This is a genomic window from Bradyrhizobium sp. (genome assembly GCF_030646015.1).
GTDB lineage: Bacteria > Pseudomonadota > Alphaproteobacteria > Rhizobiales > Xanthobacteraceae > Bradyrhizobium.
This window is the reverse complement of the sequence record NZ_JAUSLT010000096.1, coordinates 1-24,415: the sequence shown is the minus strand read 5'-3', so window position 1 is coordinate 24,415 and position 24,415 is coordinate 1. Positions and strand designations below refer to the sequence as shown.

The following is a 24,415-nucleotide window of genomic DNA, read 5'->3' as shown; positions in this document are numbered from 1 at the left end:
CCGTGGCGGAATTGTCGGAAGCAAGCGATCTCGCCGAAATCAGCGCCGGGTTGCCGCGCCGCATCCATGAGGTCTATGGCCGGCATGCCCTGGAATTTCCCGACCGCATTGCGCTGATCGAGGACGGCGCCTCCCTGAGCTATCGCGAACTCGATCGCTGGGTGACCGGGACCGCCGAGGCGCTTCGATCCCTCGGCATCCGGGCCGGCGACCGCATCATGATCGTCAGCGAGAACTGCATCGCGCTGGCCGTCACGCTGCTGGCGGCGAGCCGGATCGATGCCTGGGCGATCGTCGCCAATCCGCGCTTGTCGGCGCGGGAACTGGACCAGATCCGCGACCACAGCGGCGCGCGCCGGATGTTCTTCACCGCCGAGGTTTCAAAGGAGGCGGCGGCACATGCGTCGCGCAGCGATGCGGAGATCCGCTGGCTCGGTCCCCTCAAGCAAATCGGCGTCAGCAAGCTGAATGAAGGCGCCTTCCCCGAGCCGGTCGAGGCCGAAGCCGCGAAGCAGATCGCCGTGCTGATCTACACGTCGGGAACGACGGGCACGCCCAAGGGCGTGATGCTGACCCATGACAATCTGCTGATCAGCGCCAGTACCACCGCCCATTTCCGCAAGATGGATGCGAGCGACAAGATCTATATCGTGCTGCCGATCTCGCACATCGTTGGCATCTCCCTGTTGATCATGACGCTGATGTCAGGTGCGACGGTTCGCCTCGTCAGCAAATACGACCCCGCTGCGCTGGCCAAAGCCATCGCCGAAGAAGGGATCACGATCCTCAACGGTGTTCCCGCGACCTATCAGCGCCTGCTGGAGTACAAGGCCGTCACGGGTCTTGCGCAACTCGAGCGCGGTGCGCTGCGGCTGATCGCGGTGGCCGGCGCGCCGCTCGATCTCGAGCTGAAGTCGCGGGTGGAGAGGGAATTCGGCCTGCCGCTCTCGAATGGCTATGGGATCACCGAGTGCTCGCCCGGAATATCCGGCGTACGCTTCGACGCGCCGCGCGCCGATCAGGCGGTCGGCACGCTGCTGCCCGGCGTCGAGGCGCGGATCAGGACGGTCGATGGCATGCCGTTGGCAAAGGGTGAAGTCGGCGAGTTGCACGTTCGTGGCCGCAACGTGATGCGCGGCTATTATCGCGCGCCGGAGCTGACGGCGAAGGTGATCGATCGCGAGGGCTGGTTCAACACCGGCGACCTCGCACGCTTCGAGGGCGATTGCCTTTATATCGTCGGCCGCACCAAGGAGATGATCATCCGCTCGGGTTTTAATGTTTACCCCGCGGAAGTCGAGGCGGTGCTCAGTTCCCACAAGGACGTTGTGCAGTGCGCCGTGGTCGGCCGTGCGGTCGACGGCAATGAGGAAGTTGTCGCCTTCGTCCAATTGCTGCACGGATCAGCCATGAAGTCCGCGGATCTGATGGCCTTCATCAACCCGCAATTGACTTCGTACAAGCGGCCGTCGGAAATCATCCTGCTCGACGCCTTGCCGGCGACGTCGACCGGCAAGATACTCAAGCACAAGCTCGCGGAGTCCCTGCAGATTGCGCAACCGCGATAACGGCCCGTATTTGAAAGCGACAGATTTAGACCTGACCGGGAGAACAACCTTGCAGAAGCGAAACGCATCCGTGGCCGTGATCGGCGCCGGTGACTTCATCGGCAGCGAGATCGCCAAAAAGTTTGCCTCCGAGGGATTCACGGTGTTCGCCGGGCGGCGCAACGGCGCCAAGCTCGAACCGCTGGTCAAGGAGATCGAGGCGGCCGGGGGCGAAATTCACGCCCGCTCGCTCGATGCGCGCAAGGAGGAGGAAATCATTTCCTTCCTTGGCGATGCCGACAAGCACGCGCCGCTGGAGGTCTGCATCTTCAACGTCGGCGCCAACGTCAACTTCCCGATTCTGGAGACCACCGAACGGGTGTTCCGCAAGGTCTGGGAAATGGCCTGCTATTCCGGCTTTCTCGCCGGCCGCGAGGCCGCGCGCCTGATGCTGCCGAGAGGCAAGGGCAACATCTTCTTCACCGGTGCGACCGCCAGCCTGCGCGGCGGATCTGGCTATGCCGCGTTCGCCAGCGCCAAGTTCGGCCTGCGCGCCGTGGCGCAGGCGATGGCGCGCGAATTGGGGCCGAAAAACATCCACGTCGCCCACCTCATCATTGATTCCGGCGTCGACACCGAATGGGTTAGGCAGCGACGACTCGAGGCGCTGGGGCCGGGCGCACTCGACGACCCCGATCTCCTGATGCCGCCGTCGTCGGTCGCGGAGTCCTACTGGCAACTTTATCAGCAGCCGCGCAGCGCCTGGACGTTCGAACTGGAAATCCGCCCCTTTGGGGAGAAGTGGTAGGTGCGCTCCCCTCCCTCCACGCGCCCTTGCGCGTGGCGGGGAGGGGGCGGGGGTGGGGGGTGCCTCAGAAAATTCGCTGACAATTGCATCCGCCGATAGACCCCCCACCCCCGACCCCTCCCCACCGCTTCGCGGGGGGAGGGGAGAAGATATTCTTCGAATAATGTAAGCTTGCCCGGAAACCATCTGAAAAACCACCGGAGGAATTCGTGAAAACAGCCATCACTGAAATGTTCGGCATCGCGCATCCCATCATTCAGGGCGGCATGCATTATGTCGGCTTCGCGGAACTGGCCTCGGCGGTATCGAACGCCGGCGGTCTCGGCATCATCACGGGTTTGACGCAACGGACGCCGGAATTGCTGGCCAGGGAGATCGCGCGCTGTCACGACATGACGGACAAGCCGTTCGGCGTGAACCTCACCTTCCTGCCGGCTTTCACGACACCGCCCTATCCGGAATACATCGCCGCCATCCGCGAAGGCGGCATCAAGATCGTCGAGACCGCCGGCCGCAGCCCGGAGCAATACATGCCGGCGCTCAAGGCCGCCGGCATCAAGGTGATCCACAAATGCACCTCGGTCCGGCACTCGCTGAAGGCCGAGGCGATCGGCTGCGACGCGGTCAGCGTCGATGGCTTCGAATGTGGCGGGCATCCCGGCGAAGACGACATGCCGAACATGATCCTGCTGCCGCGCGCTGCCGAAGAATTGAAGATTCCCTTCGTGGCGTCGGGCGGCATGGCCGACGCGCGCAGCCTGGTGGCGGCGCTGGCGATGGGCGCGGCCGGCATCAACATGGGCACACGCTTCATCGCGACCAAGGAGGCGCCGGTGCACGACAACGTCAAGAAAGCGCTGGTGGCGGCCTCCGAACTCGACACCCGCCTTGTGATGCGCGCGCTCCGAAACACCGAGCGGGTGCTGAAGAACAAGGCCGTCGACCGGCTTTTGGAAATCGAGCGCGAGAAGGGTGCCAGCCTGAAGATCGCCGATATCCACGACCAGGTCGCCGGCGCCTATCCCAAGGTCATGATCGACGGCGATATGGATGCGGGGGCCTGGAGCTGCGGCATGGTGGCCGGCCTGATCAAGGACGTGCCGACGGTGAAGGAATTGATCGACCGCATCATGGCGGATGCCGAACGCATCATCCGTGACCGGCTGGTTGGCTTCCTCGACGGCACCGGTCAGGCGCAGCCGGCGAAAGTCGCCTGAAGCGAAACGCTTTCTCCCCAAAGGAATTCTTGAATGACAGACTATGTGAAGACCGAAGTCGCAGCCGGAATCATGACCTTGACGCTGGCCCGGCCGGACAAGAAGAACGCGCTGAGCAGCGCCATGTACAGCGCCCTGTCGGACGGGCTGGAGCGCGCGGAGAAGGACCCCGCAATTCGGGTCGTCGTATTCCAGGGCGATGGCGACAGCTTTACGGCCGGCAACGATCTCTCGGACTTCGCCGCCCAGGCCATCGGCAAGGACCAGGGCGAAAACCAGGCGGGTCGATTCATCAAGAACCTCGGCAAGGCGACCAAGCCGCTGATCGCGGCCGTGCAGGGCAATGCCGTCGGTGTCGGCACCACCATGCTGCTGCATTGCGATCTGGTCTTCCTGGCCGAGAGCGCGCGACTGATCACGCCGTTCGTCAATCTCGCTCTGGTGCCCGAGGCGGCATCGAGCTGGTTGTTGCCGGCGCGGATCGGTTACGTCCGTGCCTATGCGATGTTTGCGCTTGGCGAGCCGCTCGACGCGGCGTCGGCGCTGGCCTGTGGCCTGGCCAACGCGGTGGTGCCGGCAGCCGAACTGCGCAGCCGGGCGCATGCCGCGGCGGAAGCCCTGACCAAGCGCCCGCCCGGCGCGCTCAGCCACACCAAGGCGCTGATGCGCGATTTCGAAGCGATTGCCGCGCAGATCGATCGCGAGAGCGCGATCTTCAAGGAGCGGCTGCAGACCGCGGAGGCCCGCGAGGCATTCACGGCCTTCGCCGAGCGCCGTCCACCGAATTTCTCGAGCGCGGCGGGTTAGCGCGCGCACGCGCTACCCCAGAGTCCCCGGTGCGACAAATTAACCCGTCGGGTAAAATTTCGCTTTTCCAGAAGGGCAAATCACCTCTAGTGATTCGTTCGTCTCACCCGATGAGAGGGGCGGGTCGCGATCGTCACGAACGCGCGGTGGGATGCGGTGGACGCGGAGCTTGCGACTGACGAGCGCAGACCGAGCGGACGGCAAAAACGTGTGGACCCGGCACCCCGACGCTGGTGCCAAGTCGGCGGGAAGCAAAACTTCCCGTTGGCGACGGTGGCAAGAAAGCCCGGTCACCGGGGTGAGCACGTGATAAGCCGGTAGAAACCACTGCGCAGGGAAGGCCGGGTGTTCTCCGCTGGACCTGTATGCTCGTGTGCGTTTTTACTCGTGCATTTTGCACACGAGACCGCGGGTGCAGCGCGCACCCGGTCTTCCCTGCGCCCTCTTTCTTTCGAGGGCGAAGATAGAAGCAAAGCTCGGACGCATGGCGCCGCGAGAATGATGACGCATATCCTCTCGATGTTTTACAATTGAATCGGAAACCCAGCCCATGTCGTCCCGGACAAGTGAGCGCAAGCGAACGCCGATCCGGGACCCATACCGCGTTGTGCCCTCGGTATGACGCGATGGATGATGCAATCTTCATCCAGTTGACACCGGTGGCTATGGGTCCCTGCGTTCGCAGGGACGACGCGGAGAGGGCGTTGCTCAGTCCCGTAGCCCGGATGAAGCCCTTGCGAAATCCGGGGCGTTCACTGCATTCGTTCCCGGATTGCGCCACCGGCCCGGCGCTGTTGCGCCGACCGCTGGCTCCATCCGGGCTACATCATCGCGCATCGGTGACGAGGGTCTTCTTCAGCACTTCGAACACGGAGGCTGTGTCCTGCTCGCCCAGTCCCATCGCCATCGCTTCCGCGTAGACCGGTTGCGTCAGCGTAAACAGCGGGGTGGCGCAGCCGACGTCCGCGGCGAACTCGGCGATGATGGCCATGTCCTTCTGCCACATCGACACCTTCATGGTGGCGGGATCGTAAACGCCTTCGACCATCATCGGCGCGCGCATCTGGAACATCCGCGAGCCGCCGGCGCCGGGACCGACCATGTCGACCACCATGTTCGGATCGAGCCCGGCGCATTGCGCCAGCAGCATCGCCTCGGCGGTGGCGACGTTGTGAATGGCGACCAGGTGATTGGCGATGAATTTCATCCGGCTGCCATTGCCGTAGGCGCCGAGATCGGCGCTTTGCCTGGCGAAATCCGCAAACAAAGCGGCGCAGCGGGCAATGGCGGCACTGTCGCCACTGGCGTAGACCACGAGATCGCGATTTTTGGCCTGCGCGCCGGTTCCACTCAGTGGGCAATCCAGCGCAATGTGGCCGGCCTGCTTCAGGATGGCTTCGAAGCGAAGCTTGTCGGCGATGGTGAATGTGGAGAGTTCGATCACAATCCGCGGCGGCGCGGCAGAGCTGGCGATACGCCGCGCGACATCCTCGACCGCTGCGGGGCTGGGCAGGCTGGTCATGATGATGGACGCGCTGCCCGCGACACGGCCGGCATCATCGGCGATCGTGACACCGGCCTGCGCAAGCTCGGCGCATCGTGCGCTATCGATGTCAAAGCCGATGACGCGCCACCCGCGCTCGACGAGATTGCGGGCGATCGCGCCTCCCATGATGCCAAGCCCGACGATTCCTACGGTCTTGTCCATCCGCGTTCGCTCCCAGTGCCGGCCGCGCCTTGAATAGTTGGTGATCAGGCGATAAACAATCATCGGATAGCTTCGACCGGTCAAGCAGGTTTCGCACCGATCGGCCGCATCTCAAGACCGCAACGAGTGGCGAGATAGCAGGGAAGGCTGAAATGGGAGGTGTTGGCGAAATGCCAAAGGCAAGTCCGCCCGCGGATATCAGCATCTATGCCGCCATGATCGACCGTGCGAAGGCGCTGGTTCCGCGCTTGCGCGATCGTGCGCCCAAAACCGAGGAGTTGCGGCGGCTGCCGCCGGAAACCGAACGCGACCTGCATGATGCCGGTCTGTTCCGGATCATGCAGCCGAAACGGGTCGGCGGCGCCGAACTCGATTACGTCGCGCTGGTCGATTGCGCCGATGTGCTGGCGCGGGGCGATGCGTCAGTGGCCTGGAATTTCGCCAATCTCGCCAGCCATCACTGGATGCTCGGCATGTTCGACCGGCGCGCCCAGGATCTGGTCTGGAACGAGCACCCTGACGCGCTGATTGCCTCCTCCTTCATCTTTCCCTCCGGCCGTGCCGTCAAAGTCGACGGCGGATACAGGTTGCGGGGCCACTGGCCGTTTTCCTCGGGCGTGAGTTCGAGTGAATGGAATATGCTTGGCGCGGTGGTCTCGTCCGACGATGAGGCCGATGGCATCGAATACCGCATCTTCCTGCTTCACAAGGACGACTACACGGTCACCGACACCTGGAACGCGAGCGGATTGCGGGGCACGGGATCGAACGATGTCGAAGTCGCCGATACCTTCGTCGCCGAACCGATGACCGTTGCGGTGGGCGAACTGTCGGGCGGCCCGACGCCCGGAAGCGCTGACAATCCAAATGCGCTCTATGCGCTGCCGGTATTCTCGCTGTTTCCCTATGTGCTGTCGGGCGCGGCGCTGGGTAACGCGCAGGCCTGCCTGGACGACTATATCGACATCACGCGCCATCGCGCCTCGACCTATAATCACGCCAAGCTCGGCGATTTCCAGAGCACCCAGATCAAGATTGCCGAGGCCTCCGCGAAGATCGATGCCGCCCGACTGATCATGCGCTCGCGATGTATCGAGGCGATGGCCGATGCGCGCTCCGGCCGTATCCCGGATATTGCCGCCAAGACCAGGTTGCGGCGGGACGGGGCCTATTCCGACAATCTCAGTACCGAGGCGGTGTCGCTGCTGTCTTCCGCGAGCGGTGCGCGCGGCCTGTTCACGACAGGCGCATTGCAGCGGCAGTTCCGCGATGCCCACGCCATCAATTCGCACCTGGCGTTCAATTTCGATGCGGCTGGCACCAATTACGGCCGCGTGGCGCTCGGTCTGCCTTCCGAAAACCTGACGCTCTGAGGCCCGGGGGATGACCGACGCGCCCAAGCATCCGATCGATCCAGATCCGGCCAACGAACTGGCCAGCGACAGCTCGGCCATCGACCCCAGGGATTTTCGTAACGCGCTCGGCACTTACGCGACCGGCGTCACCATCATCACGGCGGTCGCGGCCGACGGCAAGCCCTATGGGCTGACCTGTAATTCGTTCGCCTCGGTATCGCTGAATCCGCCGCTGGTGCTGTGGAGTCTCGGCATGTTTTCGCAGGGGCTGAGCACCTTCCAGAACGCCAGCCATTTCACCGTCAACGTGCTAGGCGCATCGCAGCAGGCGCTCGCCAGCAAATTCGCGAAATCCTCGGAGGATAAATTCGCAGGCGTCGAGTGGACGCCTGGCCTTGGCAACGCGCCCGTTCTCGCGGACAGCGTCGCGAATTTTCAGTGCCGCGCGGCCAACCGGTATTACGGCGGCGATCACGTCATCTTCCTGGGCGCGGTCGAGGCCTATGCCTACAACGGGCAGGAGCCATTGCTGTTTGCGCGCGGCAGTTACGGCCGGTTTCTCAAACCCGACGGCGCGTCATGAAGAAGGCCCCGCCCAAGCGCGCCCGCGCCAAGCAGAAACGGCTTTCGCCTGACGACCGCCGCCGGGAGTTCGTAACCAAGGCCACCGAATTTTTCTCGGAGGAAGGATTTGACGGCGGCACCCGCGATCTGGCGCGGCGGCTCGGCGTGACGCAGCCGCTGCTGTATCGCTACTTTCCGAGCAAGGACGACCTGATCAAGGAAGTCTATCGCACCGTCTATCTCGAGCCGTTCGATGCCGGCTGGGAGCAGCTGCTGACCGATCGCTCGCGGCCGCTTCGCGAGCGGCTGCGGGAATTCTATCAGGCCTACACCGATGTGATCTTCACCCGCAAATGGCTGCGGATCTATTTCTATGCGGGCCTGAAGGGGCTCGACATCAACCGCTGGTACATCGGCGTGGTGGAGGACAAGATCCTGTCGCGGATCGTCAGGGAATGCCGGCATGAAGCGGGGCTGCCAGAGCAAGGCACGCCGACCGCGGCCGAGCTCGAGATGGCGTGGGTGCTTCAAAGCGGAATCTTCTATTACGGGGTTCGCAAATACATCTTCGAGTCGCCGGTACTGGAAGACAAGAAGCAGGTGATCAGCGACGCCCTGGATGTCTTTCTGACCGGATTCGAACAGGTCTTCTCGACCGCCGGCGACCCCGCACGCGCAGCGACGAAGAAGTCCGAGAAAGCTGCCCTGGCATGATCTCTTCGGTCCTGCGCAGTCCGAATTATGCTCTCGACATTTCCGCCCGGTACCAGTCGCCGATCTCGCTGGCGGTCATCAGGGCGACGCCGTCATGGCCGATGACGTAATCGAGCAACGCTTCCAGGTATTTGATCCGATGCGGGACACCGGTGATGTAGGGATGAATCGAGATCGCCATCACCCGCGCATTGTCGGCGCCTTCGAGGTACAGCCGGTCGAACTGGTCGGTGCAGCGCTGCAGGAATTGCTCGGAAGTCAGATGCTGCAGCGCGTGGATGACGATGTCATTGGTTTCCACCGAATAGGGAATGGTCGTAATGGTGCCGTGCGGCGTCGCGATGTCCTGTGGAAGATCGTCGATCACCCAGTCCGCGACATATTCGATGCCGTTGAGACGCAGCAGATCGAGGGTTTCCTCGGTCTCCGTCAGCCCCGGACTTTCCCACGATCTCGGCGGCTTGCCTGTGAATTTGGCGATTGTCTCGACCGACCGCCTGATCGCATCGGCCTGGTTGTCAAGTTTGTGCATCGGCCCCTGAACGAAACCATGGCCCATGAATTCGAAGCCGGCTTCGAGCGCGGCGGACGCGACGCGGGGGTAGGAGTGGCAGACGTTGGCGTTCAGCGCCAGGGTCACCGGCATATTGCGGTCGGTCAGCGCCTTGAACTGACGCCAGAAGCCGGCACGCATGCCGTATTCGTGCCACGACCAGTTCGGCACATCCGGCAGCAGCGGCTGTCCCATCGGCGGGCTCAGCACGGTTCGCGGCATCGCGTTCTCGATCCGCCATTCCTCGACATTGAGGATGACCCATACTGCGAGCTTCTTGCCGCCGGGCAGCCGGAGTTTCGGCCTGTCGACCTGCGCCTGATAGGGAATGCGATCGGTCAGAGCCACGGCGCTCTCCAGAGTGGATTTAGCGGATCATTCCGCGGCCTTGGAGCGGTTCGAGTTGCCGGCATTGACGAGCGGCATCACCTTCTCGGCCATCAAAATCATGGACTGGCGTCCGAGCTCGCGGTCCTTCCAGTCCTTGCCTGCATAGAGCAGCGTGCCGAATGGGCCAACTTCTTCCTGGAAGGCCAGCAGCTGATCCGCAACGCTTTCCGGCGTCCCGTAAATGATCAGCTTGTCGCAGATCATCTCGAGCGTCACTTCGTCGTCGGGCTGGTCACGGCGGGTCTTGAACAGTTCGATGCGGCCGTTCTTCTTCAGTTTGGTGAACAGCGACCGATAATAATAGACGTAGGGCCCGTCGGGGTCGGTGGCGTAGGCTTTGGCGGTCGCGGCGTCCCTGGCGACAAACACGCTCTTGGCGACACGCCAGTTCGCGGGTTCCGCCGGACGGCCGCCGCGCTCGCAGCCTTCGACGTATTTCGGCCAGTGGCTCTTCACCCAGGCCGGCATCAGGAAATTGGCCGAGATCGGATCCCAGCCGCGCACGGCCGCCTCGGTAACGCCCTTCGAGAACGGCGCTACCGCGGTCACGACGATGGGCGGATGCGGCCGCTGCAACGGCCGCGCAATGATGCCCTGGCCGATATCCCGGATCAGGGTCTTCTGCGTCGAGACGTTCCAGTATTTTCCCGCGATATTGTACGGCGCCTCGCCGGACCAGATCTCCAGCACCTGGTTGATCGATTCCAGAAACATCGCGTTGCGGTCGGCGTCGAGATTGCCGAACAATTCCGCGTCCGACAGCAGGCCGCCGGGGCTTATTCCAAAGATCAGACGGCCATCGAGCATGTGATCGAGCATCGCGAGGGAGGCTGCGACGGTGGCGGGGTGGGTGTTCGGCATGTTGATCGTGCCGGTGCCGAGCCTGATCTTCCTGGTGGCGGCGGCGACCCACGCGATAAACGCGATGCAGGAGGTGATGTTCTCGGCCTGATCAGTGACATGTTCGCCGACATAGGCCTCGGTATATCCCAGTTCGTCGGCGAGCAGGAATGCCTCGCGGTCCTCCTGCAGGGATTGCCGCCAATCCTTGCCGAGAGGATGAATCGGCATCGTGAAGAATCCGAGATCCATTGCCGCTCCTTTCTGGGGCCGCGTGAGGACCAAACCGTCCGTCATCGATACCATTACGACAAGTCCGGAAGGCCCGTCACCAGAAATAATCGTTCGATAAACAAACTTGACCTTTGGGAGGCGTCGCCGTCTAATCCAAAGAAAAATACGCCAAGGGGACCCGGGGGAGGCCACGTCGAATGAAAGCCGCGGCTTTCGCTTACGCACGCGCGACCAGCGTTGGGAATGCGCTGGAATTGCTCAAGGCGTATGGCGACAGGGCGAAGGTGCTGTCGGGCGGCCAGAGCCTGATGCCCGCGATGAATCTGCGCCTGATCTCACCCGAACTCATCGTCGACATCGGCGAACTCGCCGAGCTGCGCGGTATTGCGGTAACTGGCAGTGTCGTCAGGATAGGCGCGCTGACCCGTCATGTGGATCTCCTGACCTCTCCGGAAATAGCCGCGCACGCGCCGTTGTTGACCGAGGCGATTTCCCATGTCGCGCATCCCGCGATCCGCAACCGCGGTACGCTCGGCGGCAGCCTCGCCCACGCCGATCCGGCCTCTGAACTGCCGGCCTGCATGGTCGCGTTGAATGCGACCATTATCGTGCGCGGTCAGGACGGCGAACGACGGGTTGCGGCCGGGGAATTCTTCAAAGGGATTTATGAGACCGACCTGTCGGCGCGGGAATTGCTGATATCGGTCGAACTGCCGGTGGCGGGTAAGCATTCCGTACATTTCTTCCACGAGTTCGCCCGCCGGCACGGCGACTACGCCATTGCTGGCCTCGCGGCGCAGGCGATGGTGGAAAGGGATATCTTCACCGATCTGCGACTCGTCTTCTTTGCCGTCGGCGACCGGCCGGTATTGGCCAGGGCCGCAACAAAACTGGTCAACATTACCATCACGCCCGCGGTGCTGGCGGCGGCTTGCACAGCCCTGGGCGAAGAGCTCGACCCGCAGGATGACCAGCAGGCGTCCGCCGCCATGCGCCGGCATCTTGCAAAGGTGCTGCTGGCGCGGGCCGCGTCTGCGCTACTGGACCGACCTGATCTCAATGCCGGGGGGCGCGCGTGACGGCTCCCATGGCAATCTCGCTCGAGGTCAATGGCGAGCGCGTCGATGCGCAGGTTCTGCCGCGCCTCAATCTGGCGGATTTCCTGCGGGAACAACTGCAGCTGACCGGGACACATGTCGGTTGCGAGCATGGGGTCTGCGGCGCCTGCACGGTACGGGTGAACGGAGAGATTGTTCGTTCTTGCCTGATGCTGGCGGTGCAAACGCACGGCGCGTCCGTCCAGACCATCGAGGGATTGTCCGACAGCGGCGAGGTCGCCGACCTGCAGGCCGCCTTTCGCGATCGCAACGCCTTGCAGTGCGGGTTCTGCACGCCGGGCATGCTGATGGCGGCGCAGGATCTGCTGAAGCAGCAGGCTGAACCCGACCGGGAGCAGATTCGCGAGCACCTTTCCGGCAACTACTGCCGCTGCACCGGCTACCAGGCCATTATCGACGCGGTCGAGACCACGGCGCGGGCGCGTGGCAGAGGCACGGCATGACCATCACGTCATCAAATCCCGAAATCCTCTCGGAGCTCGATCGGCCGAACTCCTATATTGGCAAGTCGGTGCCGCGGCCGAACCTCGAGCGGTTGATGCAGGGACGCGGACTGTATGTCAGCGACATGGAACTGCCACGCATGGGGCATGTGGTGTTCCTGCGCTCGCCGCATGCCCATGCGAGGATCGCCGGCATCGATGCCGCCGCGGCGAGGAGCATGCCCGGCGTTATCGCGGTCGTGACCGGCAAGGAACTGGCCGCCGTCATCACGCCGTGGGTCGGTGTGCTCTCGCACCTGAAGGGCCTCAAATCCGCCCCCCAGCACGCCCTTGCGATCGATCGCGTCTGCTGGCAGGGCGAAGCCGTCGCCGCCATCGTGGCGACCAGCCGCGCCGTGGCGGAGGACGCCGCGGAAATCGTCAGGGTTGACTACGAGGAACTGGAAGCAGTGACGGACATGCGCACCGCGCTCGATCCGGCCACTCCGGTGATTCATCCCGCGCTCGGCGACAATCTGGCTTTCGAACGCAACCTCGACGCCGGCGAGGTCGATGCGGCGTTCGCCGGCTCCGATGCGGTGGTGGAAGCCGATTTCATTTTCGGACGACATACCGGTGTGACGCTGGAGCCGCGCTCGGTCGTCGCCGACTGGAACGCCGCCGAGGCGCGGCTGACGATCTACCAGGGCACGCAGGCGCCGCACATGGTGCAGAACATTGCGGCGCTCCATCTCGGGCTGGAGGAATCGCAGGTTCGCGTGGTCTGCAAGGATGTCGGCGGCTCCTTCGGCATCAAGGTCCACATCTACGCCGACGAGATGGCCACCTATGCGCTGTCGAAACTGCTGCGCCGACCGATCAAATTTGTCGCCGACCGGGTCGAAAGTTTTAATACCGATATTCATGCCCGCGACCATCGCTGTTGGGGACGGATCGGCGTCAAGCGCGACGGCAGCATTACGGCGTTCGAGATCGACGATCTTACGGGCATCGGCCCCTATTCGATGTATCCGCGTACCAGCGCCATCGAAGCCAACCAGGTCGTCAATCTCGTCGGTGGCCCCTATGTGACCAGGAACTACCGTGCCCGGGCCCGCGTCGTGTTCCAGAACAAGAATGTGATGTGCCAGTACCGCGCGGTCGGCCACCCCATCGCCTGCTCGGTGACGGAAGGCCTGGTCGATCTCGCGGCAGCTAAAATCGGCATGGATCCGGTGGAAATCCGCCGTCGCAACCTGATTGCGGATAACGCCTACCCTTGCGCGTCGCCGTCCGGCTTGCGGTTCGAATTGCTGTCGCATCACGCTGCGATAAACAAGCTGATGACGATGATGGATTACGACGCGTTGCGCTCCGAACAGGCGACGTTGCGAAGCAATGGCATTTACCGTGGCATCGGCATTGCGAGCTTCATCGAAGTCACCAATCCGAGCGCGGCGTTCTATGGCGTCGGCGGCGCCAAGATATCCTCACAAGACGGCGTCGCGATACGGCTGGACGCCCAGGGGTCGGTGATCTGCCAGACCAGCATCACCGAACAGGGGCAGGGCTCGGAATCGCTCACCGCGCAGATCGTCGGCAGCGTGCTCGGCGTGTCGATGGAGCGCGTCCGCGTCATCCTGGGCGATACCGACAACACGCCCTATGGCGGCGGCACCTGGGCCTCGCGCGGCGCCGGCATCGGCGGCGAGGCCGCACTCCAGGCGGCAAAGATTTTGCGCAGGAATATCCTCGATGTCGCCGCCGCCATCCTGCAGTCGTCGCCGGCCGAGCTCGACATCGCGGACAATGCGATCGTGAATGCCGCCGATGGTGCGTCGCGCATGGAGTTGCGTGAGCTCGCGCGGATCGTGTACTTCCGTCCCGACACCTTGCCGCCGGGCGTTCAGCCCGAGCTGATGGCCACGCGCCACTTTGTGCCACGCGAGTATCCGTTCGCCTTCACCAATGGCGTCCAGGCCTCATGGCTGGAAGTCGACACCGACACAGGCTTCGTCAGGCTCTTGAAGCATTGGGTGGTCGAAGACTGCGGCACGCTCATCAATCCGCAACTGGTCGATGAGCAGATCCGGGGCGGCGTGGTGCAGGGCCTTGGAGCGGCCCTGTTCGAGAAGTGCGTCTACGACGAGCGCGGGCAGCTCACCAACGCCAACATGGCCGACTATCTGGTGCCGATGTCCGGCGAAATGCCCGACATCGATGTCGGTCATGTGGTGTCGCCGACCTCGGAAACGGAGCTGGGGGCAAAGGGCGCGGGCGAGGCCGGCACGGCGGGGGCCGCCGCGGCGGTGGCGAACGCGGTAAACGATGCGCTCAGGCCGTTCGGCGCTGTGATCACCGAGATTCCGCTGACGCCGCAGATTATCCTGACGGCGCTGGGGCGAATTTGAGCAAGGTCGAGGCGGGAAAGCCACATACGGTCAGGGGGTGATCGGCTTGCGGTAGACGTCCTTGGTCGCGAGCATACCGTCCCTGAAGGTGTAGCGCTCGATGCCGCGCTGCTCTCGCTGTTCGCCAGTGGCTCTTACTGTCTCGCTGACGCGAAAGGTCATGAAGCTCATCTCGCCGGCATGATGGTAGGCTACCTCGTGGAAACGTTGCGCTGAGAACAGTGCCTTCTGCCCGGCCAGATGCTCCTCAATCGCAGCGGCGCCGGTGAGGGCCTTGCTGGTGGCGAGGCCGTCATGGAAGCTCCAGAGAAAGTCTGGCGTGACGATCCTGTAGAGCGCCTCCATGTCGTTCCTGAACAGGGCGCGGGCAAAACCTTTGAGCAGTTCATCTCGTTCGGCTGGTGACGGGATCATTCCGCCGCTACGTCCTTGAGCGTTGCCGCCTGACGCGCGGTCACCACCACCTTGATGGCGTCCTCGACCCGATCGCGCGCGTACCGAAGTGCGGTGGGCAGGTCGTCTAGCGCAAACGTATGGGTGTGAATCCTTGTCGCGTCGAACCGCTTTTCTGCCATCAACGCCATCGCCCGCCGCGTCGCGCTGCGGCCTTCGCCCCTGATGCCGTAGACGTAGATGTTGTTCTTCACCAGATGCGCCAGATCGGTCGTGACAGGATCGTGCGGAAAGGCCGCCAGGCAGATCTTACCGCCACGATTGGCCATATGGATGGCCTGATTGACGGTGGCTTCGGTGCCGGCGCACTCGATCACATAATCCGCGCCGATTCCGCCGGTGAGTTGTTTGACGACATCGACAGGGTTCTCATCGGCGATATTGATGACGCGGTCCGCACCCAGCTCCCTGCCGATCGCGAGGCGCTTGTTGCGCGTTCCCGTCAGGATCACGGGGCTCGCGCCGAGCGCCTTGGCTACGGCCACCGCGAGCAGCCCGATCGGACCGGGTCCAATGACCACGACGCTTTCACCGGCCACCAGCCCGCCGAGTTCGGTCAGGCCGTACATCGAGGTACCGGCGGTGACCACGAGCGTGGCTTCCGCATCGCTCATGGTGTCGGGCACCCGCGCCAGCGTGTTGATATGGTTGACCGCGTATTCGGCAAACCCGCCGTCGGTCGTAAAACCGTTGGCGCGGTGGCCCTTGTCGGGTTTTCCATAGTTGAGGCACGAGGTGTACATGCCCTGGCGACAGCGCTTGCACTGGCCGCAGCCGGCATGGATTTCAACGCTGACGCGCTCGCCGATCGCAAACTCGTCGACGGCTGGCCCGAGGGCAACGACGGTGCCCATATATTCATGACCCGGCGTAAAATTCCTGTTGAAGGGCAGGCCACCCTGGATGCTCGCCGGCGATCCGCTGTGGATGATCTCAAGGTCGGTGGCACAGATCGCAACGGCGTCGATACGGACCAGCACCTCTGCGTGCCCCGGCGCCGGGGTGGGCTTGTCGCGTAGAAGGAGTTCGTCCGGGTTTCCCAGAACCCAGGCTTTCATCCGCGCGGGGATGAAAAATTCGGGCGATCTCGTAACGCCGGCAGGGTCGTACATTGGCGCGCTCCCCATCTGTGACCTCGGACGTTACTGGGCGGACAAAATACTGGAAAGGGGGCGGGCAAAAATTAGACAGCAGGCCTGTCTCTTTTTGCCGCGAAACGGAAAGACTGTCGATGCCGACTCTGCTATCGTGGCGGGGCAGATTGGCTTCACACTTAGGGAGTGGAGTTCATGAAGAGGCTCGTTGAGATTCGCAACCAGGAATTTTTTTGCCGGGAGCGTGCTTTGCGGGATTCCGAGCGCAAGAATTTCTGGCTGGCGAAGGCGGCAGAGTGGGAGCAATGCGCGCTCGATGAAATTGCGTTCCACTTCAGGGAATGCAACCTCGATATGGCCGCTGCCCGCTAATGCGAGCGCCCGCGACGTTGTAGCGGCGGAAGCGTTGAACGCTGCGCCCGAGGGAGCGAGTCATCAGTTGTATAGGTCGCGCCCACTGGAGCGCGCTTTTCGTCCTCGAACAGCCGGCGGCGTGAACGCGTTAATGCCGTCGTTCCGGTTTGGTAATGGTCTGCCTGACTTCGGCGCCGCAATCGGAGCACTCGTAGATGAAGTCGATCTTCGCCATGCTCCAATGCGGCTCGACCTCCCTCACGAACATCGGGAGTAGTCCTATACAGCCGGGGCAGATGATCGGCGCGGTCTCAGCTTCGTGATGCTGGATGTAGGCTGGCATGTCGGCTCTCCTTACGCAGCGGAAGCACGGTAGATTCAACCCCAACGTAACTTACCGCGTTGGCCGGATGCTCTTCATCAACTCTTGCGAACGGACAAAGAACGGTCGCACAATCCTGGCGCATGTGGCTTTGTGGTAACATCGAAAATCAGCCGGCAAATTTACCGCTGCGGTCCGGCACGGCCTTCGCTTCGATCAAACAAGCTCGTGCTTCCTGAGGTCGCGGGCGTGATCGAAACGGCTGGCCTGCGGATTCGCGTCAGACGTCTGGATCTCGGGAACGGCTGCCTCGGCGAGGATTTCCGCCGTGACATCGTCGACCGAGGTGTCGGCGACCTCGTGGATGAAGCTGATGTTGTTGTATTCGCCCGACGCCACCCGCGAGATGACTTCGCGTCGCGTGATTTCAGGATCGACAATCGCCTCCCGCCCGCGCCGCCCATAGTCGATCATCACGACGAAATACTGCATGGACCCTCAGGCCTCGCGCCGGCCACGGCAAATGATGTTATGGTATTTCCGAAAATCGGAAATCAGTCAAGTTAAAAATTCGCAAAATAAGAAATCTGGCGGCGGTCGACGCAATTTGGCCCTGCGCCGGCGCGAATCGCCAGCTACGGCTCCGCCGATTCGGGGGGCTTACTTCTGGGCTTTGGCCGCCTTGCGCGCCCGGGCGGCGGCCTTGGCCCGCAGGCGCTCGATCTGGCCCTTTGGCAGGGTAAGATAGATCTCGCCGATCCAGTCCAGCTTCACCCCGTTGATCGCCTTGGCGTTGAAGCTGGTGAGATTGACCTGGGCGGGGGATTTGCCGCGCTCGATGGTTTTCAGGTAGCGCTCGCCGGTTTTCAGCCGCACAGCGGCCTCTTCGCCGTAGAAGCTCGAGACAGGATGCCGCTGCTCCTTGAAAACAACGATAATGTCGCCGTTTTCATATTTGGGCAGCATGGAATCGCCGGTCACCTCAAAGGCGATGGTTTCCTCCGAAATAGGGAAGGGCAGTTCGACCTCGCCGAGGCCTTCCGGGGGCACCTGCTCATGCTCCGGCTCAATCACCGCCCCGGCGCCGACGCGGCCCATGATCGGCACCGAGTTCAGGTGGAGGTAGTCGGTAATCAGCGGAATTTCGGACGCCTTGATCAGGCGTATTCCGGACAGGATTTCCGAGACGGCTCCCGGCCGCACGCCCATTGCCTCCGCCAGACCGCCCTTGGACTTGCCTGTTTTTTTCAGCGCCCGCTCTATCAAATCGACATCCAGCATATCGCACCCCGTTATCCAACATGCCACATTCTTTCCGAATTTCAGAACTATTGCAATTACGAATATCAGAATAACGCTTGACATTTAATTCGGTATATCGGAAATTGGATCAGAAGGCAGGCGATCCCTCATCCGACGGGAAGATAAAACCATGCAGATCAACTGGCCCCCCGAACATTGCGACGCGTTGCGGGAATACCTCGCAAGAGGCCTGTCCTTTGCCCAAGCCGCCGATGCGATCAATGCCAGGTATGGCGCCGCGTATTCGCGCAATGCCACGATCGGGCGCGCGAAACGGATGGGGCTTGCGGTCCTCGACCGGTCGAAGCGACTGTCGAGGGTACCGAAGGTGTCAAAACCGCCGCGTTCCAACAAAAATCACGAGCGCTTGGTCGAATCGAAGCCGGAGCCGCCGGCTGTCGAACGGCCGCGCCGCGTCGAGCTCCGCTGCGTCCAGATCATGCCGCGACATTTGTCGGTGATCGACCTGGAAACCGGCGATTGCCGGTATCCCTATGGCGGCGACGCCGAGGACGAGCCCATCACTTTCTGCGGTCACCCGCAACGCGAGGGCTCGAGCTACTGCCCCGGGCATTTTCACCTGACCCGTGGTCCCGGCACTGCCTCCGAACGCGCAGCTATCCCGGTGGCCCTGCGGCTGGTGGCGGCGGCATGACCATGATCGCCTGGCCGGCAAATCCGATCTTACGAATGGAGAAATGAAACATGGCACGGGCCAAACGCAGAAAGCCGCACGATCCGGCAAAGATACATGACCGGCGGTCCCGCGATCTGCCGCGTAACGCGGAAGTGGCCGCGGTTGAAGTGGACGATCCCCTCGGTCTGGAACCGGGCGACAAGATCGTCACCCTGCGCTCGATCCGCAACGATCCACTGGGCCGCATGCATTCGCATCGCCACGTCGACGAAGCGCAATATCAGGGCGGGCGGGCCTTTCAGGCCGATTGGGAAAAGGCCGAGCGCGGCCCACAGGCGGTCGATCCGACCCGGGAATATGTCGATGGTGGTCAAACGCGGGAGCCCATTACCGAAGGCCAGCGCAAGGCGGTGCTGCGGCTGAACCGTGCCGAGCGCGAACTCGGTGCCGATGGCGCGGCACTGGTGCATGACGTCCTGATCCAGGGCATGACGATGGAACAGGTCGGAGAACGGCGCGGATTGCGTGCGCAGCGCTGGAAGGACTATTTCGTGCGCAGGTTTCGGGAATGTCTCGACCGGCTCGCTCTGATTTACGGGTTCGCGACGGAGAAGCGGTAGTGTGCACCGCAATAGCGTGTCTTGCCGTTGATCGGCGCGCCGGGATTGCCTTCTCTCCGCCGACGCCAAAAATCGGCTTCCATCGCCCCCCGCTCTTGCGTACGCTTGGCAATTGCAGTCATGCTGCGAACACCCAAAATCCCGACAACAAGGGATGGGTATCAGGGGAGGAACCTATGAAGCGCAGAACAGTACTCGCCGGGCTCGGTGCAACTGCCGCCGCTGGCGTGCTCGGCATGCCATCGATCCTGAAGGCGCAGGCGCCCGTCACGCTGAACGGCGCGGTGCAGTTCAACGATGATCACGCCTTCACCAAGGCTCTGGTCAGGTTTGAAGAGCTGGTGAAGAAATATTACGGCAAGCCGGTCAATTTTACGCTACACAAGAATTCATCGCTTGGTCTCGAGAAGCAGTATTTCGAGTACATGTCGCAGGGCAAGGCGGTCGATTACGGCATCGTCTCCCCCGCCCACATGTCGACCTTCGCCAAGGCGGCCCCGTTCATCGATGCTCCGTTCGTCTTCAAGGGCATCGAGCACATGAACAAGGTCGTTGCAGCGAACATCCTGGCGCCGATCGCCGACGAAGTCGCCGGGAAGGCCGAGGTGGTACTGATCGGTTATGCCGGCGGCGGCATCCGCAATATCTTCGCCAACAAGCCGCTCAGGAATCTGGCCGATATCAAGGGCCTCAAGGTACGCGTGCAGGGCGCGCCGATCTGGTCGAAGACATTCGCGGCCGCCGGCATGTCTCCGACGGTCATTGCCTATAATGAGGTCTACAACGCCATTCAGAACGGCGTGATTTCGGCGGGAGAAAACGAGGCGGCGGGGGTCGAGGCGATGAAGTTCTACGAAGTCGCGCCGCACCTCAATCTGACCCAGCATGCGGTGTCGATCCGTCCGATCTGCTTCTCGGTCAAGACGCTCAAGACTCTGCCCAAGGACTTGCAGGACGCGATCATGAAGGCGGGCAAGGAGGCCGGCGATTTCGGCCGGCAGCTCGAGTCGAGCGAGGAAGTCATCAAGCTCGATGCCCTGGAGAAGGCCGGCAAGCTCAAGCGGGTTCCGTTCGAGGAGCGCGACGCGATGAAGAAGCTTACCGATCCCGTAATGGCTGGCTACGCCAAGGAGATCGGTGCCGAAGCCATTTTTGAAAAGATCAACGTCGCCTGAACCAGAAATCACTGAACGAGAATTCGGGGCAAGCCTCGCGGCTTGCCCCGCTTGATGACTGTATCTGCGCGGGGGCCCATGACCGAAATACCGATGCCATCCCACCCGTCGCTGTGGCGACGCGTGACGGCCGGCTATGCCAAATTGCTGGAAATCCTGCTGGGAGCCTGCGTCGGTATCCTGATCATTCCGGTCACGCTGCAAATCATCTCGCGCTACACGCCTTTCATTCCGTCCTACATCTGGACCGAGGAGATGGCGCGGTTTCTGTTCGTATGGACGATCATGATCGGGGCGATGGTCGGCGTCAGGGAAGCGCAGCATTTCGAAGTCGATGTCTGGCCCGATTTGTCGCGGCGGTCGGAGGCCGCGGTGCGGATCGTGGCGCGGTTCGGCATCCTGGCGCTGGCGCTGGTGTTCGTATGGGCCGGCATCGAGTTCACGCGGTTTGCCTGGAATCGAACCTCGGAGCTGGCCGACCTGCCGCTCTGGCTGATTCACGTCGCCTGGCCGGTGGCGGGTTTCACCTGGATCGCGTTCGCGGGCGAACAGATCGTCGATGAAGCGCGGGTCTTGTTCGGGGCAGCACGATGAGTGGCAGCGTTCTTTCCGCCGGGCAGGCCGCAATGGTCCTGTTCGGCACTTTCGTGGCGCTGCTCATCGTGCGTGTGCCGGTCGCCTTCGCACTCGGGCTCGCCTGCCTGCCGATCCTGCTGATCGAGCCGCGGCTTTCGATGATGATGCTCGCGCAGGAAACCTTCAACGCCTACAATTCCTTCATTCTGCTGGCGGTGCCGTTCTTCCTGTTGACGGCGAACCTGATGAGCATCGGCGGCATCACCGACCGGCTGGTGGCGCTTTCGCGCGCGATGGTCGGGCATTGGCCGGGGTCGCTGGCACAGATTAATGTCGTGCTCTCCGTGTTCTTCGCCGGCATCTCCGGCTCCTCGACGGCGGACGCGGCGAGCCAGTCGAAAATCTTCATCGATGCCCAGACCAAGGAGGGTTACGACCTCTCGTTCTCGATCGCCATTACCGCTGTGTCGGCGGTACTTGCAGTTATCATTCCGCCGTCGATCCTGATGATCGTGTGGGGCGGGCTGATCTCGACATCGATCGCCGCGATGTATCTGGCCGGCATCGTCCCGGGATTGCTGATCGCAGGCGCGCAGATGGCGACCGTGCATATTTATGCGGTCCGCCGTGGTTATCCAACCTATCCGAAATCGAGCTGGGTAGAGATGCGGTGCTCGCTCTGGCGCTCGATTCCGGCGCTGGTGACGCCGTTCATCATCGTCGGCGGCATCCTGCTCGGCTGGTTCACGGCGACCGAGTCCGCCTGCGTCGCGGTGCTGTATTCCATGGCGCTGTCGACCTTCTTTTACCGGGAAACCGGCGCCAAGGAACTCTACAAGGCCTTCCTCGACACCGGACGGCTCGCCGGCGTTGCGCTGTTCTGCATCGGCACGGCGAGCGCGTTCGGCTGGTTGCTGGCCTACTACAAGATTCCGCAGGCGCTGCTGGAGAATGTCTCTACCTGGGGCATGGGCCCGATCGCGGCGGGCTTCTTCATCGCGTTCTGTTTTCTGATCGTCGGCTGCTTTCTCGATGCCATTCCGGCGATTGTGATCGTCGGCACTGTGCTGGAGCCACTGGCAAGGTCGGTCGATCTGCACCCGGTGCAATTCGCGATTATCTCGATTGTTTCGCTGGCGTTCGGACTAGTGACGCCGCCCTATGGCCTGTGTCTCCTGATCGCGTGCTCGATCGCGGGCGTACGGCTGCGCTATGCGCTCAAGGACACGGTGATCATGCTGATACCGATGCTGCTGGTGCTGGCGGCGCTGATCATCTGGCCGGATGTCTCGCTGTTCCTGCCGCGGCTGATCGTGCCGGATATGCTGAAATAGCAGCGGATCCGGCTGGTCAGGCTCACGCGAATCCGGAGGGGCGGCCGATGGCCGGAAGCGGGGCATCCATGCGCCAGGGTTGATTGCGCATCCATGAGCGTCCGGGCTATCAATCGGCGGCCCGTCGAAATCATCCAGGACAGACCGTATGACCGCCAGACCGCAATTACCGGATCGCACGCCGCGCGCGAAGGACGTGCCGACCGCACTTGACGGGCTGCTGGTGATCGATTTTACCCGCGTCGTCGCCGGGCCGGCCTGCACGCAAACGCTTGCCGATTTCGGCGCCGAGGTCATCAAGATCGAGAATCCGGATGGCGGCGACGATACGCGGAGCTATGAACACGCCGATCTCGCCGGGGAAAGCGCCGCCTTCATCAGCTTGAATCGCAACAAGCGCGGCATCGTTCTCGACTTCACCAACCCGGCGGCGTGCGAGGTCGCGCGCGAATTGATCGCACGGGCCGACGTGGTGGTGGAAAACTTCTCCGCCAGCGTGATGAAGAAATATGGCCTCGACTATGCGTCGGTGGCGCCGGCCAATCCCCGGCTGGTCTATTGCTCGATCTCGGCTTACGGCCGCCAGGGACCGTTTGCATCCCGTCCCGGCTTTGATCCGATCACGCAGGCCGAGAGCGGTTTCATGTCGCTGAACGGCTTTCCGGACGGGCCGCCGGTGCGAACCGGGCCGCCCGCGATCGACATGGTGACGGGCATGTCGGCCTGCAATGCCATCCTGCTGGCACTGTTGGCCCGCGACCGGCTCGGCCGCGGCCAGCAGGTCGAGGTGGCGTTGTTCGACGTGGCCCTGGGGATGACGGGATTTTACGGCATGGCCCATTTGATGACGGGCGAGAGGTTCAGCCGCCAAGGTAATTCGCCGAACGGATCTCCCTCGGTCGGGCTCTACGATGCCGCCGACGCGCCGTTTTATATCGCCTGCGCCAATGACCGGCTGTATCGCCGCCTCGTCGTCGACGTGCTCGGCCGGCCCGATCTCGCCAGCGGTGAATTCGCCGACCGGCGTTCGCGGACGGCCAACAAGGACAAGTTGCGCACGATACTCAACGAGATTTTTGCCGGGGACAGCCGCGAAAGCTGGGTGACGAAGATGAAGTCGGCCAATATCCCCGTCGGCTACCTTCGTACCGTCGAGGAAGCCTTTAATTCGCCGGAAGTACGCCAACGCCATCGCGTCAGCCAGATCCCGCATCGGGCTGCGGGCACCGTGCCCCATATCGAGCAGCCGATCAGCCTCGGCCTTACGCCGGTCGCCGATCCCGTTGCAGCACCGATGCTGGGCGAGCACACCAGGGAAGTGCTGCGCAAGACGCTCGGCTATGACGACGCCCGCATCGCAGCGCTCGCCGAGAAGGGGGCTTTTGGAGCGATGCGAAACGTCGGCTGAGCGGGGCCCCCGACGGGCACGTGCCGTTCGCCAGATGCGGGATGAGAAGAGGCCGCCATCGAGGCGGCCCCTGATGTGCAATTCAGAACAATCCGGCCCGCCCAAGCGCCAGGTCGGAGCCCGATCTGGCATGATTTGGCTGTTGAGGGCGCTTTTCGGTCATCAGTTTGGCTTGCCGCGCGGGTTGTTCCTTGGCATACTTTCAACTTCATCGGGTTCGGCCCGGTCAATCTCCAGGCGGGCCATCCGGAGTATCAACGTAGCTGTAGTCAAGCCGAGGCGCTCAGCCTCTTGCGCTGCGGTATCGACTTTTCGGGCCAAGCCTTCCCGTTTGCCTGTATATGTCATTCCTGTTCCTCATCGAAGGTGCGAGATGAAAGATCCCACATTTGTTGCAGAGCTGCAGAAGAGGCTCGGAGCTCCATCGAGCGAAACTGTCGAAAGCCTGCGGC

At 62.7% G+C, this 24,415-nt stretch carries 25 protein-coding genes; 17 read left to right on the top strand and 8 right to left on the bottom strand.

Annotated features, from left to right (window positions below; translation table 11 throughout):
- Positions 1 to 2: 2 nt before the first annotated feature.
- The 4 genes from Q7T45_RS15220 (at position 3) to Q7T45_RS15205 (ending at position 4,379) form a co-directional block, all read left to right on the top strand.
- Positions 3 to 1,568 carry a class I adenylate-forming enzyme family protein gene (locus Q7T45_RS15220; RefSeq protein WP_304871767.1) on the top strand — a complete coding sequence of 522 codons (1,566 nt, stop codon included), beginning with the start codon at positions 3 to 5 and terminating at the stop codon, positions 1,566 to 1,568.
- A gap of 49 nt (positions 1,569 to 1,617) precedes the next feature.
- Entirely contained in the window at positions 1,618 to 2,355 is a 738-nt protein-coding gene (locus Q7T45_RS15215; RefSeq protein ID WP_304871766.1) for an SDR family oxidoreductase, read from the top strand.
- 209 nt (positions 2,356 to 2,564) lie between these two features.
- Positions 2,565 to 3,572, top strand: a complete 1,008-nt coding sequence (locus Q7T45_RS15210; RefSeq protein ID WP_304871765.1) for a nitronate monooxygenase family protein — start codon at positions 2,565 to 2,567, stop codon at positions 3,570 to 3,572.
- Between the two features lie 33 nt (positions 3,573 to 3,605).
- Positions 3,606 to 4,379, top strand: a complete 774-nt coding sequence (locus tag Q7T45_RS15205) for an enoyl-CoA hydratase (RefSeq protein WP_304871764.1) — start codon at positions 3,606 to 3,608, stop codon at positions 4,377 to 4,379.
- Between the two features lie 826 nt (positions 4,380 to 5,205).
- Here Q7T45_RS15205 and Q7T45_RS15200 read toward each other — a convergent pair.
- Entirely contained in the window at positions 5,206 to 6,087 is an 882-nt protein-coding gene (locus Q7T45_RS15200) for an NAD(P)-dependent oxidoreductase (protein ID WP_304871763.1), read from the bottom strand.
- A gap of 170 nt (positions 6,088 to 6,257) precedes the next feature.
- Between Q7T45_RS15200 and Q7T45_RS15195 the strand changes: the two genes are divergently transcribed.
- The 3 genes from Q7T45_RS15195 to Q7T45_RS15185 are packed head-to-tail and all read left to right on the top strand — an operon-like array spanning position 6,258 to position 8,720.
- A complete protein-coding gene (locus Q7T45_RS15195; RefSeq protein ID WP_304871762.1) occupies positions 6,258 to 7,460 on the top strand; it encodes an acyl-CoA dehydrogenase family protein in 1,203 nt (400 codons plus the stop codon).
- A 10-nt stretch (positions 7,461 to 7,470) separates the two neighbouring features.
- Complete coding sequence (locus Q7T45_RS15190; RefSeq protein WP_304871761.1) at positions 7,471 to 8,025, top strand: flavin reductase family protein; 555 nt, start codon at positions 7,471 to 7,473, stop codon at positions 8,023 to 8,025.
- Positions 8,022 to 8,720 (top strand): TetR/AcrR family transcriptional regulator, encoded by a 699-nt coding sequence (locus Q7T45_RS15185; RefSeq protein ID WP_304871760.1) that lies wholly within the window; start codon positions 8,022 to 8,024, stop codon positions 8,718 to 8,720. The genes Q7T45_RS15190 and Q7T45_RS15185 overlap by 4 nt, the downstream gene beginning before the upstream one ends.
- A 25-nt stretch (positions 8,721 to 8,745) precedes the next feature.
- Here the strand turns inward: Q7T45_RS15185 and Q7T45_RS15180 are convergent, their stop codons facing one another.
- Positions 8,746 to 9,621, bottom strand: coding sequence for a polysaccharide deacetylase family protein (locus tag Q7T45_RS15180; protein WP_304871759.1), 876 nt, complete (start codon positions 9,619 to 9,621; stop codon positions 8,746 to 8,748).
- A gap of 27 nt (positions 9,622 to 9,648) precedes the next feature.
- Positions 9,649 to 10,755 (bottom strand): LLM class flavin-dependent oxidoreductase, encoded by a 1,107-nt coding sequence (locus tag Q7T45_RS15175; protein ID WP_370691282.1) that lies wholly within the window; start codon positions 10,753 to 10,755, stop codon positions 9,649 to 9,651.
- 179 nt (positions 10,756 to 10,934) lie between these two features.
- Here Q7T45_RS15175 and Q7T45_RS15170 point away from each other — a divergent pair, with 179 nt between their 5' ends.
- The 3 genes from Q7T45_RS15170 to Q7T45_RS15160 are packed head-to-tail and all read left to right on the top strand — an operon-like array spanning position 10,935 to position 14,688.
- Positions 10,935 to 11,816: a xanthine dehydrogenase family protein subunit M gene (locus Q7T45_RS15170; protein ID WP_304871757.1), complete on the top strand. Its 882-nt coding sequence runs from the start codon at positions 10,935 to 10,937 to the stop codon at positions 11,814 to 11,816.
- An 8-nt stretch (positions 11,817 to 11,824) separates the two neighbouring features.
- A complete protein-coding gene (locus Q7T45_RS15165) occupies positions 11,825 to 12,298 on the top strand; it encodes a (2Fe-2S)-binding protein (protein ID WP_370691281.1) in 474 nt (157 codons plus the stop codon).
- Positions 12,295 to 14,688 (top strand): xanthine dehydrogenase family protein molybdopterin-binding subunit, encoded by a 2,394-nt coding sequence (locus tag Q7T45_RS15160; RefSeq protein ID WP_304871755.1) that lies wholly within the window; start codon positions 12,295 to 12,297, stop codon positions 14,686 to 14,688. The genes Q7T45_RS15165 and Q7T45_RS15160 overlap by 4 nt, the downstream gene beginning before the upstream one ends.
- Before the next feature lie 30 nt (positions 14,689 to 14,718).
- On the opposite strand, the gene Q7T45_RS15155 is transcribed toward Q7T45_RS15160, so the two are convergent.
- Both Q7T45_RS15155 and Q7T45_RS15150 read right to left on the bottom strand, forming a co-directional pair.
- A complete protein-coding gene (locus Q7T45_RS15155; RefSeq protein ID WP_304871754.1) occupies positions 14,719 to 15,102 on the bottom strand; it encodes a nuclear transport factor 2 family protein in 384 nt (127 codons plus the stop codon).
- A complete protein-coding gene (locus tag Q7T45_RS15150; protein ID WP_304871753.1) occupies positions 15,099 to 16,253 on the bottom strand; it encodes a zinc-binding dehydrogenase in 1,155 nt (384 codons plus the stop codon). The genes Q7T45_RS15155 and Q7T45_RS15150 overlap by 4 nt, the downstream gene beginning before the upstream one ends.
- 177 nt (positions 16,254 to 16,430) lie before the next feature.
- Here Q7T45_RS15150 and Q7T45_RS15145 point away from each other — a divergent pair, with 177 nt between their 5' ends.
- Entirely contained in the window at positions 16,431 to 16,607 is a 177-nt protein-coding gene (locus tag Q7T45_RS15145) for a hypothetical protein (protein ID WP_304871752.1), read from the top strand.
- A 130-nt stretch (positions 16,608 to 16,737) separates the two neighbouring features.
- On the opposite strand, the gene Q7T45_RS15140 is transcribed toward Q7T45_RS15145, so the two are convergent.
- The 3 genes from Q7T45_RS15140 to Q7T45_RS15130 form a co-directional block, all read right to left on the bottom strand.
- Positions 16,738 to 16,932, bottom strand: a complete 195-nt coding sequence (locus tag Q7T45_RS15140) for a hypothetical protein (RefSeq protein WP_304871751.1) — start codon at positions 16,930 to 16,932, stop codon at positions 16,738 to 16,740.
- A gap of 195 nt (positions 16,933 to 17,127) precedes the next feature.
- Positions 17,128 to 17,403 (bottom strand): hypothetical protein, encoded by a 276-nt coding sequence (locus tag Q7T45_RS15135; protein ID WP_304871750.1) that lies wholly within the window; start codon positions 17,401 to 17,403, stop codon positions 17,128 to 17,130.
- A gap of 168 nt (positions 17,404 to 17,571) precedes the next feature.
- Complete coding sequence (locus tag Q7T45_RS15130; RefSeq protein ID WP_304871749.1) at positions 17,572 to 18,192, bottom strand: XRE family transcriptional regulator; 621 nt, start codon at positions 18,190 to 18,192, stop codon at positions 17,572 to 17,574.
- A 151-nt stretch (positions 18,193 to 18,343) separates the two neighbouring features.
- On the opposite strand from Q7T45_RS15130, the gene Q7T45_RS15125 reads away from it, so the two are divergent.
- The 6 genes from Q7T45_RS15125 (at position 18,344) to Q7T45_RS15100 (ending at position 23,963) form a co-directional block, all read left to right on the top strand.
- Entirely contained in the window at positions 18,344 to 18,868 is a 525-nt protein-coding gene (locus tag Q7T45_RS15125; RefSeq protein WP_304871748.1) for a GcrA family cell cycle regulator, read from the top strand.
- 50 nt (positions 18,869 to 18,918) lie between these two features.
- Positions 18,919 to 19,470, top strand: coding sequence for a DUF6456 domain-containing protein (locus Q7T45_RS15120; protein ID WP_304871747.1), 552 nt, complete (start codon positions 18,919 to 18,921; stop codon positions 19,468 to 19,470).
- Positions 19,471 to 19,646: 176 nt separating this feature from the next.
- Positions 19,647 to 20,645, top strand: coding sequence for a TRAP transporter substrate-binding protein (locus tag Q7T45_RS15115; protein ID WP_304871746.1), 999 nt, complete (start codon positions 19,647 to 19,649; stop codon positions 20,643 to 20,645).
- 78 nt (positions 20,646 to 20,723) lie between these two features.
- Positions 20,724 to 21,239, top strand: a complete 516-nt coding sequence (locus Q7T45_RS15110) for a TRAP transporter small permease (protein ID WP_304871745.1) — start codon at positions 20,724 to 20,726, stop codon at positions 21,237 to 21,239.
- Positions 21,236 to 22,555, top strand: coding sequence for a TRAP transporter large permease (locus Q7T45_RS15105; RefSeq protein WP_304871744.1), 1,320 nt, complete (start codon positions 21,236 to 21,238; stop codon positions 22,553 to 22,555). Before Q7T45_RS15110 ends, Q7T45_RS15105 begins: the two co-directional genes overlap by 4 nt.
- Positions 22,556 to 22,703: 148 nt before the next feature.
- Entirely contained in the window at positions 22,704 to 23,963 is a 1,260-nt protein-coding gene (locus Q7T45_RS15100; RefSeq protein ID WP_304871743.1) for a CaiB/BaiF CoA-transferase family protein, read from the top strand.
- Positions 23,964 to 24,415 lie beyond the last annotated feature (452 nt).